The organism is Kaistia dalseonensis (assembly GCF_030814715.1).
Lineage (GTDB): Bacteria > Pseudomonadota > Alphaproteobacteria > Rhizobiales > Kaistiaceae > Kaistia > Kaistia dalseonensis.
In genome coordinates this window covers 1-14,199 of record NZ_JAUSVO010000010.1, presented here as the reverse complement: position 1 = coordinate 14,199, position 14,199 = coordinate 1, and the positions used below count along the sequence as shown (strand labels likewise).

Genomic DNA, 14,199 nt, shown 5'->3' with positions numbered 1-14,199 from the left:
CCACGAGCGCCGTAGAGAGGCCAAACCCTTTCCTACGGGCGCGCAGCGCGCGGCCGTTCGCTTGCCGGGTGCGGGGTGCAGCCCCGCTGGGTCGCTGGGAGGCGGAACGCCCTAAGCGACCCATGGCCAGGGTGTGGGGGCGGCGAGCCCCCATTTGGCTGCCGGGAGGCCGAAGGCCATAGGCAGCCAATCGGGAGGGGCGGGGAGGGCGGCGCCCTCTCCGTGGCCGCAGCTGTAGCAAGGCCATCACAGGGCAGGCGAGACGCCAGCCCTGTCACTACCGGCAACGCGGGTAGTGACAGGGCGATGGGCAGGCCAGCATTCAGAATTGAAGCACCCCTAAACACCGCCACGAGCCAGCCCTCGGGAATATCGCTGCGACCTGTCAGGCGCGGGCGAGGGACGGGCGCCATAAGGGACTGGCGAGGTTCACTGGGAGCCCCGCCGTATACGACGACGAGACACCTCGGCAACACCCACAGGGCAAGCCCGCCCGTTTCAGAGAAAGGAATTCTGACCATGCAACCGCATGACATCCACGAATTCAGCGCCCCGCCCCGGCGGTGCGCGACATCCCCGGAAAGAACACGCACGGCCCCACGGGCACGGCCCGGAGAGGCACACAGAGGCCACCAAAGACAGAACGAGCCGGCGCGGCCGCAAAGGACGGAATGGCCAGCCAACCCGCAACCGCTTGGAGACTGACGGACACGGAGAAACGGAGACAACAACAGGGAGTACCCGACCCGACGCCCGCGCTTGTCGCAGGCACCACGAACCCCGTGCGCGGGGCCGTGAGGCGGTCATAAAAACTTAACCATACGAATGACGACTGCCATGGACGATTTGAGCTTCAGCCTGAAAGACCTGACCGCGCGAGCGGGCGACGGGTCGTTCGGCACCCGGGCGCTGAGGCACCGGGGCTTGCAGGCCATGGCAAAGGATTTGAAGGCGCTCGGCTACAAGCTGCCCGACGCGAAGAGCCTGAAGGGCAAGCACGTCACGGCCCTGGTGGGCCACTGGAAGGGCGCAGGCCTCTCCGACCAGACCGTGCGCAATCGCCTGACCTGGCTGCGCTGGTGGGCCTACCAGGTCGGCAAGCCCGGCCTGCTGCCGAAGGACAATGCCGGTTTTGGCCTGGCGGAGCGCGGCCGCTATTCCGGCAACCGCGCGAAGCGCCTGGAAGGCGACGCGCTCGAGCGCGTCACAGACCCCCGCGTTCGGCTCGCTTTGAAGCTGGAGGCCGCCTTCGGCCTCCGCCGGGAGGAAGCCCTCAAAATGCGCCCTGCCCTGGCCGACTTCGGCAACCGGCTGGCGCTGCGCGCCAGCTGGTGCAAGGGCGGGCGCTACCGGGAGATTCCTCTCACCCATCCTAAGCAGCGGGCGCTGCTGGATGAGCTGAAGGCGGTGGTGGGCGACGGGTCGCTCATTCCGGCCGGGGCCACCTACTACAAGGCCATGAAGCACTATGAGAACCAGCTGGTGCGCGCCGGAATCGGCAACGCACACGGCTATCGCCATGCCTATGCGCAGTGGCGCTACAAGGTGCTGACCGGCTGGGCCTGCCCGGCCGCAGGCGGCCGCACCGCCGATGCCATGACGGCGGACGAGCAGCGCCGCGACCGCGACGCCCGCCTCGAGATCTCGCACGAGCTGGGCCACGGTCGCCTCGATGTGACGGATACCTATCTCGGCCGCCGCTGGGCAACGAACACGAAGCAGGCAGCCTGACCATGGCCGACCCGCGCAAAGCCGCCCTGCCCGCCCGGCTGGCGGACATCCGCAAGATCACCGCTGAGGCCCGCGCCAAGGCGGCCGCCGACACCTTCGGCATCGGCGTGGTCATCGTCGCCATTGCCCAGGCGGCCAGCCACGGCCTCAACCAGGTGATGCTGGTGCCCGGTCGGCCACTCGACCTTCAGGCCGAGGAAGCCACCAAACAGACGGTGAAAGCCCTCCTCGCGGACGGGTTCACGGTCGAATGGGAACGGCGGCCGTGGCCCCGCCCGGATGAGGCGCCGGTGGCGATGATTGTGCGGTGGTAGGCCGTCGCATCGCGGCCGAGGAGGGGGTCGCGCCAGTAGGGGGAGGAGGTCGAGCAGCGGGGAGTGGCTGGCATGAAATGGAAATGGAATGCCTGGCCGGAGCGTGGGGAGACGTTGGAGGGCTGGATGTGTCCGTCTGGAAAGACGGACACGAGAGCCTGAAATAGGGGAGGACTTATAGTCCTAACTGATTGATATCTATTGATCATATATACAAGCTATCCGGGCTATATTTGGGGGTTTGAAGTGGCGTTTATCTATGGGTTTAAATCGATATAGAGTTCCAAGCCCTTCTTGTGAGCAATGGCTCGATACTCAGCGAGGGCCTGCTTGATTACCGGGAAGGTCGTCTCCTTCAGAACCCGCCATTCAGGAGAGATTTCCAGCGGTGGCCACGGCGGTGGCAGTTCGGGTTCGAGATAGGAAATTGGCTGCCGCAAACGAGGATCATTTATCTCCCGGATACTCAAAAGCGCGTAAGTCCGGGTCTCGTTTTGAACGGCTGCATTGAACCTACGCCAGAAGGTCTGTCGGAACCCTTGCTCCGCGTCGAAAGGTATATGGGAAACGTCACTGGCGATGAGAAAGTCGGCCCACACCGCCCTCAAAAAAGTGATGGTTGCGGCCACTGTTTCAGCTCGGCGCATCCGCTCCGCCTCAAAGCGCTTGTATGAGCCGGAAAGGATCTCCCATTCCCGACGGAGCTGCGCATCGAGGCGAATTTGCTGCTGCCGCTGCCTCTCCTGCTCTTCCCGCTCGGCGATTTCGCGCAGGCGCCTTCGCTCATCCAGCTTTTTCTGAACCCTTGCATTATGGGCCATGACCCTGGCGCGGTATCGATTAAGCTCGTCTGTCAGCTCAACCGCACTATGCCAGCCAGAATAAGCAGGATAGTTCATCAGCGCACATAGACCGCCACCAATACAAAAACCGACTATAAATCCTCCAAATCCTCCAAATGCACCTATAATCAACCCAACAATGAAAGCCGAAATCGCAGAATACAGAATTATATTCGGTTCTTTTCCTGATACCTGCCATTCATTTGGCACATGAAATAGCTCATCCGAATCCCAATCGAGACTCGATATTTCTGACCTTGCGCTGTTTACAAGGCCGATGACATCATAAGTCCAGCTGGAGAACTCAGTATTTAAAGGTCGCACGAGCATCTGGGGGCACTTTGAGCGACGAAACCAATGGAACTCGCGCATTAGGAGCGAATGCCCTCGTCGCGCGCAAGACTGCCGGGACGCTCGCGCCGCTAATTTCCTCCGGCGCCGCTGGCTATGCGATGGCAGCACAGTCAGCTCTTGGATTTAGCGAGGATGGCCGAGCGTTCCTGGAGCTCGGCAGCATGACTCCCTGGCTCTCGGAAGCGGCCATTTCCGCTATTGGCGAGCGACGGCGGGCCGCACTTGGCGAGATCTCACGGCGCAGTGGTCTTTCACCACCCATGCCCCTGCTCTACGCGGGATATCTCCGCGCGGTGCGCGAGAACGAGAAAATCCTCCGATCCTACGATGCGCAAAGCGCGGGACGGACAGGGTTTGTCGCGAATGACAGCAACGAACTGGCATATTTCCTGACGCGGATTTTCGACCCCGCCCGGCATTCTGCTGATGCCAAGGGCTATGCCTCCTATCTATGTGACATCGACCCCCAGCTGGGAAACATCATCACAGCAGAGATTGCTGTCCGCCTCCCTGCCGAGGAGCGCCTGCGCCATACCTACATCGTCGGCGCATCCGGCTCGGGCAAATCCGAGCTGCTGAAGCTGCTGGTGCACCATGAGGTCACCCATGGCGAAGCAGCCGTGGTCGTCGTCGATGCCCATTCCGACCTTTGCGAACAGATAGCGCGTTGGCCTGAACTGGCGGACGGAGAGCGGCTGGTCTTCATCAAGCCCGGCGAATTCGCCGGGCTGGTCGCAACCATCAATCCGCTTGAGCCACCACCTGGTGCCAGTGACCGTGTGAAGGAGAAAATCGCCAACCGGCTCGCCGAGGTGCTGGCGGAAATCTGCCGGGGCGAAGGCGGCGCCAGCATGACGCCGCGCATGGTCAATATCGGCAAGGCCGCCGTGCGGCTCCTCCTCGACAAGCCTGGAGCAACGCTGTGGGATTTGCTCGAGCTGCTAGCCGAGGAAACACCGAAGCCCCTCCTCGAGGCCGGACAGCGCCACCCTGACCGGGCCGTGAGCTGGTTCTTCAAAAATGACTGGCAGGCATCCGATTACCGGGCGGCCAAGGGCGGCATGCGGGCGCGGCTGCTCAACCTGCTCATGCTGCGCGACTTCAGCGATATGACCTGCGGCCCGAGCACGGTGCAGCTGGCGCCGATGGTCGATGCGGGCAAGGTGCTGCTGTTCTCGCTCGGCAGCGCGGGCACGGATGCGGCGCAGGTGCTGGGACAGCTGATTGTCGGCCTGCTCGCCGCAGTCGGCGACTTGCGCAAAGCGGAGGAGCGCACGGACAGACGGCCGGTGCATGTAGTGCTGGACGAGTGCCACAACTTCACCGGCCCGGCGACGGAAACCATCCTGACCGAGCTGCGGAAATATGGCCTGCATCTCACCCTCGCCCATCAGTTCCTGACCCAGCTCGGAACGGACGAGCGCGACGCAGTGCTGGCGAACACGGCCGTCAAGATTCTCGGCCGCAGCGACTATGCCCCGCGCATGCTCGCGGCCATGGGCCTAGATGACGACGAGGGCCGCACCCTCGCTCGCAATCTCCAGCCCCGGCAGTTCCTGGTGCGCTGGGGCGCTCGCTCGCCCTTCATGCTGATACCGCGCAGCGACCTTGCCGACGACACCCACCGCATCAGTGAGGACGAATGGAAGGCCGTGCGCAGCCGTCAGGAGGCGTTTTATCGCTCGGTCGAGGCAAAGCCCGTCACGGTCATGGAAAACGCGTCTGTGGACGCGGCAAGAGGTTTCTCGCGTGCCCTCGACTGACGTGCTCCCTCCCCCAGGCGATACCTCTCCCGTTGCAGGCAGGATTCTCGAATGCCTGGCGCGCTATCGCTTCCTCACCGTGCCACAGTTCCGGCAAGCCGGAGCCGGTGACGAGAAGACCATCCGCACGCGGCTCCGTGACCTGCTGACGGCCAAGCTCATCGACAGGCAGGAATTCCGCCTCGGGCCGAGCGCCGGGCTGCTGCACACCATGTACTGGCTGACAGCGAAAGGTGCCGAGCGGGCGACACCGCCGGGCGGTGAACCACCAGACTTCCCGAAGAGCCCTCACCTCACGGCCAGCCATGCCTGGCACCGCAGGCTGACCATTGACACGCTGATAGCGGCCGATAGCTGGGCGGCTGCGACCGGGCAGGAGCTGCCAGACGTGCGCGCCTATATGGTGCGGAGCGGGAAGGCCTGGGCCTCGACACTCCCTGCGCTGAAGGTGACGGTTGACGCTATTGTGCAGGTGCGGGGCAATGACGGCCGCCGCCGCACCTATGTCACCGAGATTTATTGCAGCCGCTACAGCGGCGGCGCTTCCAGCTTTTCGGCAAATCAGCTGAAGGTCTATGGCGAGGCTGGACAGTCCGACGCCCTCGACGAGGCCCTCGGGCTGGAGCCGCAGGAACCGGCCGCCCGGCTGCTCATCGTCTGCGATACGCCGGAGCTGCGCGACCGGCTGTTGCGGACGCTACCGGGGCGGCAGGGGCTTCCTCCAGCCGAGGCCCGTGTCTGGGAGCGGTTTCATTTCAAGGCCGCTGATGAGCTGGCCGACTTCGGCAACGGATGGCATCGGATGGATGGTGGCCAGGCTGCCCTGCCCTCGGGAGCGGCCTAAGAGTCGTTTCAGGTCACTTTTTGAGGTGTTAGGCGTGGCTGGCCTGAACCGGACCTAGAAACATCTCCGATGCCCTCTCTTTCCTTCAAAAATCAGGTCGGGCCTTTTTCTGAGATTCTGAAACAGATTTCTGAAGGAGTTTTCTGAGAGGCTTTTCTGAATCCTTTCTGTTCTATATAGGGCGCCCCCAAATCAGCGCTGGAAGCGCCCCCAAATCAGCGCTGCTACGCCCCCAAATCAGCGCTGGAAAAAGGCATAGCGCCCCCAAATCAGCGCTGCTGCGCCCCCAAATCAGCGTTGCCCCCCTGTCAATTCGTTGAATCGGAAGGGAAAAATATCGGAGCGTTCGCCCCCAAATCAGCGTTGGTGAGCTCAGGGGAAATTGGCCGCTTTCTGCCGGTACAGAAGGCCGGAAAATCAGGCGCGGATACGAGTGGGAATAGCGAAAGCCGAGGGGTCGGCAGCGCCCATTTCAAGCCCGCGCTCGGTGAGCCTGGCTGGGACTTTCGGGAACAGCTCATGGATGCTGGCCAACTCGGCAGCGAAGGTTTCGCGGAACTTGCGGTCGCGGGCGAAGCCGTCGCCGAACTGCTCCTTGAGACGCGCCCAATCCAGCACATAGTGGCTGGAAAGCCTTGTCATCCTGAACGTCAGCCAGAGGAGCAGGTCAATCTTGCGGGATGAGGCTGAGAAAGCCATGAGGGCGCGCACATCCACCGGCAGGGCGTGCTTCACCAGCTCATCGTAGAATTGCTGGGAGAACGTGATGGTGGTTGGCCATAGACTGCGCTGGTCGGGGTTGTCGCTGAACCAGAGTTCGACCTTTTCCAGCGGCTTGACGTCGATTTGGGCTGAACGGCGGCCGTCCCATTTGCTGAATTCCATACGGCATGCGGCGAGCGCGCGTAGCTGCTCCTTGAACGGAGCAATCGTGCCATGAGCACCGCCCCGCATCTTGAAGCCCATATCGTCCATGAACTGCTTGAGCGTGTCGGCCGTCTCGACAACAGGGCTGCGGTTCCGCAGGGCCTCCGTGCTGAGATGGGCCATAATCAACCGCGCCTTTGGCCCCCATGGCACGGGTTGCAGCAGTCGTTCCCCATTGGGCGCGCGCAGCTTCCCGGCGGTTACAACCAATGACATGCGACCTTGTTGCCGTTCATATTCCGTCTGGTCGGCAGGCAGGCGTCGATGGGGAAGGCCACAGATAGCCAGCGGCGTGGGCATGAAGCGCAGGCTGTCGGCCGACAGTCCGTTCTTGTCGATGTCCTCGCGCCACTCGGCCCGCCGTTTGGCGTCTCTTGGTAGAGAATTGATGAGCACGACCTTGCGTTGTCGAGCGGCCTGCTCCTCAAGCAACTGGTCGATGAAAAGAGACCGGGAACCAGGCGCGCCGAGGCGCTGGCCTGCATCGTAGCGGCGTAGCCGTTCGATGAGGTCGCTGTCCTGCAAAAGTGATTCGTCACGGCGTTCCATCAGGCAAAGCCTACACCGTGATGGCCCAAGCCGGAATCGAGCTGCCCCGATACCGGGCAACTTTCGGTCGTGCCGCACAAGTTATAACGCATACCTTATGAGTTATAACTTATGCATTATTTTGTCGGGCATGTCCGTTTCGCTCCAGCCATTCGCGGATTGCGGTGGCGCAGATGTCGCTGACACGTTGCCCCCGGTCGATGCCGAGGAGCTTCAGAGTACGCACCTCGTCCGCCTCAAGATACACGCTTACCTTCGGGTACTTGACGCCGCTTGGCTGTGTGGTGGCCGGTTCCGGCTGCACGACCTTGCCGCCTGTCGCGGCAATATCCTTAGGGGAGAACATTGCCAAGGATTGACGTTTAGCCATGGGCTACCCTTTCAGCCTGTTTTTAATCCAGCGCCACAGGGCGCGTATTTCCTCGGCCGCTTTGCCATGCGTGTTGAATTCGGTCACGCCCTGCCCGCTGCCCAAAGCGTCCTGATGGTCGTTGCGCTGCGTGATGGGGGGTTCGGCGAGAATGCCAAGAACCTTCAGTCCTGCCGCCGCCTCGTTGAGACGGCCGCTGCGCACGGGAGCCTGATTGAGGACGAAGGCAAAGCGTCGGCGCGTGGACTGGATGGCTTCGAGAGTGGGCTGGGTTGCCTCAAGGTCGGCCGGGGTAGGTCGCGCCGGTATCAGGCATAAGTCGGCGCCTCGAATCGCCGCCGTGACAAGCGGGCTGTCGGTGCCCGCCGTGTCCATGATAACGAGCGAATAGTCTTGCCGTGCGAGGGTTGCGAGCGCTGTGTCCAGCTGTGTTTCAGTGGAAACGCGGTCGAAGCCTGGGGTTTCGACAGAACGGCGCTCTATCCAGCGGCCGAGTGTGCCTTGCCGGTCGAGGTCGAGCACGAAAACCTTCTCGCCCGCCTCCTCTGCGGCCACGGCGAGATTGGCCACAAGGGTGCTTTTGCCGCTTCCGCCTTTTTGAGTAACAAGAGTGAGCACTTTCATAAGTGCATGATACGCTATAGCGCATAAATTTCAAGCTAAACGCTATAGCAATTGCGTTATGCGTTAAAACGCATAACGCATAAAATGCGGCCTCACTCGAATTGTTTTCTAGACCGAATTAACAAAGTCCGACAGGTCAGACAGCCGATGTTGCCAGAACAGAGCGACGCTTAGGTCATCCTGAACCGCAAAACAATTAGCGGGACTAAATACACCGCTCATAACCGCAGCGGGTATAACTTGAGCGCGACCCAATTTATTGTACCATGTGGAGGCTTTTCCGCCCGTGTCGTGAACTAGTCTTTTGTATGAATTTACGGCTGAGTTAGAAACCTTGCACTCTATTGCTAGAATGCGATTGTCGCGGAGCGTAGCCACGACATCAGCGCGAGTCCCGGCAAGTGTCGTTTCCCCACAAAATTCCCCCGGCTTGGGGGCCGCTGAGAGCATAGGAATCGCTCGCCGGGGCACTTCAACCATCCCAACGGACTTGAGCAGGTCTTTGACTGCCTGCTCCTGAGTGTTCTTCGCCAAGCCTCGCCGAATGGTGGTCACGTCGGTCGCCGCCGCAAGAGCGGCAGACGCAATGATTGCCCGCTCCAGCTCCTCGCTGGTAGCGGAGCGACCTTCGGCAATCCATGGGAACCGATGCGGGTCAAGAATCTGAAGCATCGTATCTCGGATGCTCGTTGCCGCATCAATATCGGCTCTCAGCTTTGAGGCGGTAAGTTTAGCGTCAGCAACCGTCTCAAGGTCATCTTCTGAAATCGGCGGCGCCGCGAGATACCGAAAAGCCTTCTGGCCATCTCTATCTTGTATCAGCTTAGACAACAGCTCTGCGTCGACTGGATTGGCTGATATCGTTTCAATTTTTTGTATCGTAGAGCGGAAAATATCTGAAAATCGAACAAATAGCTTTGAATAAAGTTCAAGGGGCTCATCAAGCCGCTCATGCCGAAATAGATTCCTGGCCTGGGCGGCGTCGCTCCGCAGTTCGTCTATAGTCCATCTCTTCGGCGAGCTCATAGAGACGTTCTACGGTCGGGATGCGGATTCGCTCAAGCTCTTTCGGCTCAAATTTGACCAATCCACCAGCATACGTTCGCCCGCCATCCATGCTGGTGTGCCGTCGTAGATAGGCAAGCGTCGCCAAAATAAGCTTCGATGAGAGCTGTTGGCGAGGGTAGAGGCCGTGCGCGATGTTCAGATGTCGTGCACCAGCCTCGTTTAGGACAAATGCGGGGGCTTGCCGCGCCATGTAGGTGCACAAGATGGCGGCTGGCTCTCGCAGGCCGACCGACCACCATGCCCGCCTATGCTGGGCGATATACCCGTCAGGCGCACCACTCTGCGCGGCCCACTTAAGGAATATATCAACAGCCTTGCGTTCATGTGGCTCAAGGTCGCCAAGTTCCGCAGGCAGGTCAACAACGCGCTTCAGGAGGGCTAGTGAGGAGAGTTTGCCTTGAGACCGAAATAACTCTGCTGCTCGCGTAACGGTCGGATACTTGAATCTCTCCGGCACTTGTCTGGCGTTTTCGGACGCGACCCAGACGGAATTATTGCCGGTCACTTGTCCTCTATGCGCCCGAAATAGCTCGCCAAGTTCCATTGTCCCTGGGTGCGACTTTGGCTCGTCTTTTATGAACTGTGACCACTTTGCGAGGGCCGTCAGGTTCTTCCATTCCACGAGGCGCCCAGAGGAAAGAGGGGCCAACTCTGCAAGGGAATTGACGGCTCGCATGGTCAACTGAGCCGGTCTGTTTCCCGCCTTAAAGCAGGTTATGGCGCCCGTAGTCATCGCGTCTGCGAAGGGAGTAGCCGTCGGGTCAATGACGTGAACGGCCGCTCCCCCTAAGCCGTCTGCAAGCATCGCGCGGAGTGTCCGGCCATAATTCACATCGAGCCATTCTGCGGCAGTGATGAATGCCCCGAAATCGCCTGGACGCGCGAGCGCGCGCGTCTTCATGAAGAAGTGGATATGCAATCCGGCCAGCTTGCTCGCGGGAAACCCGAACTCCGCCGCTGACTTTGCAAACCAATCTTTCCAATTCGGCGCAATGTCATGGTGACGCACATAGGGTGGGTTCCCGAGGAAGAGGGTCGGGCCAGCCGTAGTAGGCAGGGTGAGCTGTCGATAGTCGACGAGCTTGATGGCAAGCCGCTCGGAAAAGCCTAATGCAACAGCATTCGCTCGTGCCATTAAGGTCGCAAGAGGGTCAACGTCGACGCCGATAAGCTGAGCGTGCGGAAAATGCTTCGCAGCTTCCATTAGGAAGCGGCCCGAGCCAACGCCTGGGTCGACCACTCTGTCTGGGTGAGAGGGCTCCGCCGCCGCCCATGAAACCATTGCCTCCACGATGGTAGCAGGCGTGTAGGTCGCACCCAATTGACGGCGCGCCTCTGGTGCGCGCAAGAGGCAGAACTCTGTGCCAAGGGGGTCGCGGCCGCCCCGTATCTCTGCCAGCGTCTCGGAAATAACGGAAGGCGCTACCCACGGCGCATTGGCGAGAAGTCTATGCTCCCCTGGCGTCAGGTGAACCGAGGGGTCGTTAGCAATAATTGCTCCGGCCAGAGCGGCAAGCGAGCGCTCGCCCCAATTCATGACCTGCTCTCTTTGCCACTCTTCTCGTATAGTGACCACATTTCTTCAAATAACTTCTTGAGCGACAAGCTCCTTCGACCCGCCTCGGCTTTCACCTTGCTGGCTAGTTCCGGCGTCATGCTGAAGCCAACTATTTGCCTCGGCGTCAATCTGTCAGATTCTGACTTTTCTACTTTGCTCATGTCAACATGATTGTCGACATGTCGACAGAATGTCAAGGGGCAATGTTTGCTGGTCAGCCTTGCCGAACCGGCTCACGAGCGCATCCGCGAAATTGTCGACTCGCTGACATTGTAGCGGCGCGCCAGGTCGGCCGCCGTGACCTCATCGGCGGCGAGGGCTTCCAGAATTTCACGCTTCTGGTGAGGGGTGAGCTTCGACGGCCGCCCCATCCGCACGCCACGCGCCACGGCGCGCTTCCGGCCTTCACCTGTGCGGCTGGCAATCAATGACCGCTCGAACTCGGCGAGGCCGCCGAGCACAGTCACCATAAGCCGCCCGTGCGGCGTGCTCGTATCAGCCCATGCGTCGGACAAGGAGCGGAAGGCCGCTCCCTTGTCACTGATGGCGGCCAGAATGTTCAGGAGGTCGCGGGTGGAGCGGGCGAGGCGGTCGAGCCGGGTGACAAGCACCACGTCGCCCGCGTTCAGGGCCTTCAGCAGCCGCGCCAATTCCTTGCGGTCTGTCTTCGCACCGCTTGCAGTCTCCCGAAACACCTTCTCGACCCCGGCCTGGGCCAAGGTCTCTGTCTGGGCCTCAAGGGGTTGCCCGTCACTGCTTACTCTGGCATATCCATAAATCATATTGACAATCTTTAGTTGTATTCATATATCTCTATCTGCACTGAGGTACTTGTACCTTGCTTTCAAGAAATACCCCCGAGCCACCGGGGGTATTTTTATGCTCTATCTCTTCCAGTTGATTGAGATTTTAATTCTCAACCATCCTAGCCATTCAAGAGCAAGGCTTGCACTGAGGTTTCTCATGCACTTTGCTTTCGTTGTTGTCCTCAGTGCATATTTACTATGGGTCGGCTTTCATACTTTTGCAAGTATATTTTGCAAGAAAATTGCGTTGCAGAAACAACGGGCTGATTTCCTTGCATAATTCTTGAGTTTCGCAAGAAACTTGAGTAAAGCATCTATTTAAAATTATATACGCTGTTTACTGCACTCATGCCGAGTGCGACATTGGCCTTGCGAGTAATGACCACTCGCTATTGGGAGGATGGCATGGCTGATGCGTTGTTTGGTAAAACATGGCATATGAACAGCGGCGCTAGCATCTTCAGTTCTGATTTTAAGCCCGCAACAGAAACGCGACTATACGAAGAGCGTGACAACGGTTATAAATTGACCGTTAGCGGTTCTAATAATGGAAATTATTACCAGTGGTGGTACGAAGCTTACCACGACGGAAAATCATACCCGGTTCATGGAAGAAGCGATGTCAGCGCGATAACAATATATCGCATATCAGATAAGATAACTGTCGGCTTCTTCGAGAAAGAAGTGAGCCCCGGCGTGATGATGCCTGGCGGGCCATACGCCAGAAAACTGTCTGCCGATGGCACTTCGCTTGAAGTGCAAGCCGCCGGTCGAAATTCAGACGGTACGGCATTCTTCGACGTTATCAACTATCAGCTCTAGCTAAATACGGGCTGGCTGTTTCATTAGCCGAAACGACGATGCCCGCTCACGGTGAGCCGGAGCGGGCATCTGAAATAGGGGAGGGATTCGAACCCTCGGAACCTCGTGAGAGGCTCACCTCCTTATCAGGGAGGCGCAATCGGCCACTCTGCCACCCTGCCATTGTTATGGCGGCCCGTTAAACCGACGTGATATAGATGGTTATGGACGTTGCCTACTTCAAGAGGCGGGTCACTACTGACGCTCTATTTTGAATCGACCGAGGTTGCTCTAGTTACCGCCTCGGGATCGACGTGGCGGCCTCGTCTTCACCGCTTTTGCGGAACCGGCAGAACGTGACTTCGCTGTGATGATATTGCCGCCGGTGCTCTTTCCGGCTTCAGCGCTATCCTCCGCCTCGATAGGGATCAGATTGCCGCTCTCATCAAGGTCATCGATGTCAAAAGCGCTGACCTCGTTCGCGCGAATTACGAGAGCTTGCCACTTATTCTCTTGAACCAAGCCCGACAAATAGGCTCTTTTAATAATGTGATAAGGGTTATATATCAATGCATAAGATAGATCGCCAAGTGGTCCAGGTTTCAATCCAATAAAACCGAGCTCAGATAGCCTCTGAATTCTATCTTTCCACGTTCTAGTTGCTCTCTGACCCTCAAATCCTGCATGAAATGCCATTTCCTCAGGCCGATTGAGAGTGACGAAACTCTCTTCGATCCGCTGTCGTGACCATAGTTCGAGATAGGTTTTCCCGACAGGAAACCCCTTCCCCGACAGATCATCCATGATGCTGAGCATCAGTGGCATCAGACGCGGGACGGCAACCCATCCGTCCTTGTCCATGCTCCACAGCATATTATCGGCAAGGTCAGGCCACAGCTTCCGGCGAGCGTCGAGCTGGCGCTGTAAGATCGAACGGGCAGTGTTTCGGGCCATAGTGCTCCATAAACAATAGGGCGGACTCGGGTTTGGACGCCGAGTCCTTCGCTATTGATCAGCCCTGGCACCGCGTTGACCGAGGGCGTTCGGAGATGGGGCCGCTGTTGGGCTGGCGGCTAGTCTCTGACCTTCACGATGAAGGGATCATAGCGCGCGGAACATCAGAGTCGAGCGCGTAGTTCCTGAAATTGAGGCCGAGATATCGCGTAATCTGTCTGACACCTATGGCCAGATGGTCGTTATAATCCAACTGGAAATGCGAAATGGTATGTTCGTGCCCAATGACGTCTAAAAGCTCAGTTTCCTCAAAGGGTAATGATGAATGCCTCGGTATCACGATCTCGCGGTTTTGCAGTATCGCGGTATGCCGGTGTCGCGGTGATGGGGATTGCAAAAAGGGGGAAGAGGATCCGATCTCGATCGGGGCAAAGGCCCAGATTTGGGCCTTTGCCTTCCCAAGCCGCTGCCGCGACCGCCTGGCGGGGTCAAGGGCGGCCGGAGGCCGTTCATCTTGCCCTTGAGGCCGACAGGCAGGCGTGGCCCTTCCTTCGCGCTCCACAGGAGCGGCTAGGAAAGGGTTTGGCCGAACGCGCCGACCACGAGCGCCGTAGAGAGGCCAAACCCTTTCCTACGGGCGCGCAGCGCGCGGCCGTTCGCTTGCCGGGTGCGGGGTGCAGCCCCGCTGGGTCGC

The 14,199-nt window shown here is 59.4% G+C and carries 13 protein-coding genes and 1 tRNA gene; 5 read left to right on the top strand and 9 right to left on the bottom strand.

All coding sequences use genetic code 11. The features are described 5' to 3' along the window. Nucleotides 1-837: 837 nt before the first annotated feature. Both QO014_RS24485 and QO014_RS24480 read left to right on the top strand, forming a co-directional pair. Nucleotides 838-1,731, top strand: a complete 894-nt coding sequence (locus QO014_RS24485; protein WP_266351410.1) for a phage integrase N-terminal domain-containing protein — start codon at nucleotides 838-840, stop codon at nucleotides 1,729-1,731. 2 nt (nucleotides 1,732-1,733) lie between these two features. After that, nucleotides 1,734-2,045, top strand: coding sequence for a hypothetical protein (locus tag QO014_RS24480; protein WP_266351409.1), 312 nt, complete (start codon nucleotides 1,734-1,736; stop codon nucleotides 2,043-2,045). Between the two features lie 257 nt (nucleotides 2,046-2,302). Here the strand turns inward: QO014_RS24480 and QO014_RS24475 are convergent, their stop codons facing one another. Beyond that, nucleotides 2,303-3,217 carry a hypothetical protein gene (locus tag QO014_RS24475; protein ID WP_266351408.1) on the bottom strand — a complete coding sequence of 305 codons (915 nt, stop codon included), beginning with the start codon at nucleotides 3,215-3,217 and terminating at the stop codon, nucleotides 2,303-2,305. A gap of 11 nt (nucleotides 3,218-3,228) precedes the next feature. Here QO014_RS24475 and QO014_RS24470 point away from each other — a divergent pair, with 11 nt between their 5' ends. Beyond that, complete coding sequence (locus QO014_RS24470) at nucleotides 3,229-5,004, top strand: type IV secretory system conjugative DNA transfer family protein (RefSeq protein WP_266351407.1); 1,776 nt, start codon at nucleotides 3,229-3,231, stop codon at nucleotides 5,002-5,004. After that, on the top strand, nucleotides 4,991-5,848 hold the full coding sequence (locus QO014_RS24465; RefSeq protein ID WP_266351406.1) for a hypothetical protein: 858 nt from the start codon (nucleotides 4,991-4,993) through the stop codon (nucleotides 5,846-5,848). Before QO014_RS24470 ends, QO014_RS24465 begins: the two co-directional genes overlap by 14 nt. Before the next feature lie 417 nt (nucleotides 5,849-6,265). Here the strand turns inward: QO014_RS24465 and QO014_RS24460 are convergent, their stop codons facing one another. The 6 genes from QO014_RS24460 to QO014_RS24435 form a co-directional block, all read right to left on the bottom strand. Next, entirely contained in the window at nucleotides 6,266-7,324 is a 1,059-nt protein-coding gene (locus QO014_RS24460; protein ID WP_266351405.1) for a replication protein RepA, read from the bottom strand. Nucleotides 7,325-7,433: 109 nt separating this feature from the next. Then, on the bottom strand, nucleotides 7,434-7,694 hold the full coding sequence (locus tag QO014_RS24455; RefSeq protein ID WP_266351404.1) for a ribbon-helix-helix domain-containing protein: 261 nt from the start codon (nucleotides 7,692-7,694) through the stop codon (nucleotides 7,434-7,436). A 3-nt stretch (nucleotides 7,695-7,697) separates the two neighbouring features. Next, the gene (locus QO014_RS24450) at nucleotides 7,698-8,318 is read right to left on the bottom strand and encodes an AAA family ATPase (RefSeq protein WP_266351403.1); all 621 of its coding nucleotides are present in this window, start codon (nucleotides 8,316-8,318) and stop codon (nucleotides 7,698-7,700) included. Between the two features lie 108 nt (nucleotides 8,319-8,426). Further along, nucleotides 8,427-9,344 carry a XamI family restriction endonuclease gene (locus QO014_RS24445; RefSeq protein WP_266351402.1) on the bottom strand — a complete coding sequence of 306 codons (918 nt, stop codon included), beginning with the start codon at nucleotides 9,342-9,344 and terminating at the stop codon, nucleotides 8,427-8,429. Next, nucleotides 9,268-10,923, bottom strand: a complete 1,656-nt coding sequence (locus QO014_RS24440; RefSeq protein ID WP_266351401.1) for an Eco57I restriction-modification methylase domain-containing protein — start codon at nucleotides 10,921-10,923, stop codon at nucleotides 9,268-9,270. The genes QO014_RS24445 and QO014_RS24440 overlap by 77 nt, the downstream gene beginning before the upstream one ends. A 254-nt stretch (nucleotides 10,924-11,177) precedes the next feature. Beyond that, on the bottom strand, nucleotides 11,178-11,726 hold the full coding sequence (locus QO014_RS24435; RefSeq protein ID WP_266351400.1) for a recombinase family protein: 549 nt from the start codon (nucleotides 11,724-11,726) through the stop codon (nucleotides 11,178-11,180). Nucleotides 11,727-12,155: 429 nt separating this feature from the next. Between QO014_RS24435 and QO014_RS24430 the strand changes: the two genes are divergently transcribed. After that, the gene (locus QO014_RS24430; protein ID WP_266351399.1) at nucleotides 12,156-12,572 is read left to right on the top strand and encodes a hypothetical protein; all 417 of its coding nucleotides are present in this window, start codon (nucleotides 12,156-12,158) and stop codon (nucleotides 12,570-12,572) included. Between the two features lie 72 nt (nucleotides 12,573-12,644). Here the strand turns inward: QO014_RS24430 and QO014_RS24425 are convergent. Then, a tRNA-Ile gene (locus tag QO014_RS24425) sits at nucleotides 12,645-12,733 on the bottom strand. 109 nt (nucleotides 12,734-12,842) lie between these two features. After that, nucleotides 12,843-13,505, bottom strand: a complete 663-nt coding sequence (locus QO014_RS24420; RefSeq protein ID WP_266351398.1) for a hypothetical protein — start codon at nucleotides 13,503-13,505, stop codon at nucleotides 12,843-12,845. Nucleotides 13,506-14,199 lie beyond the last annotated feature (694 nt).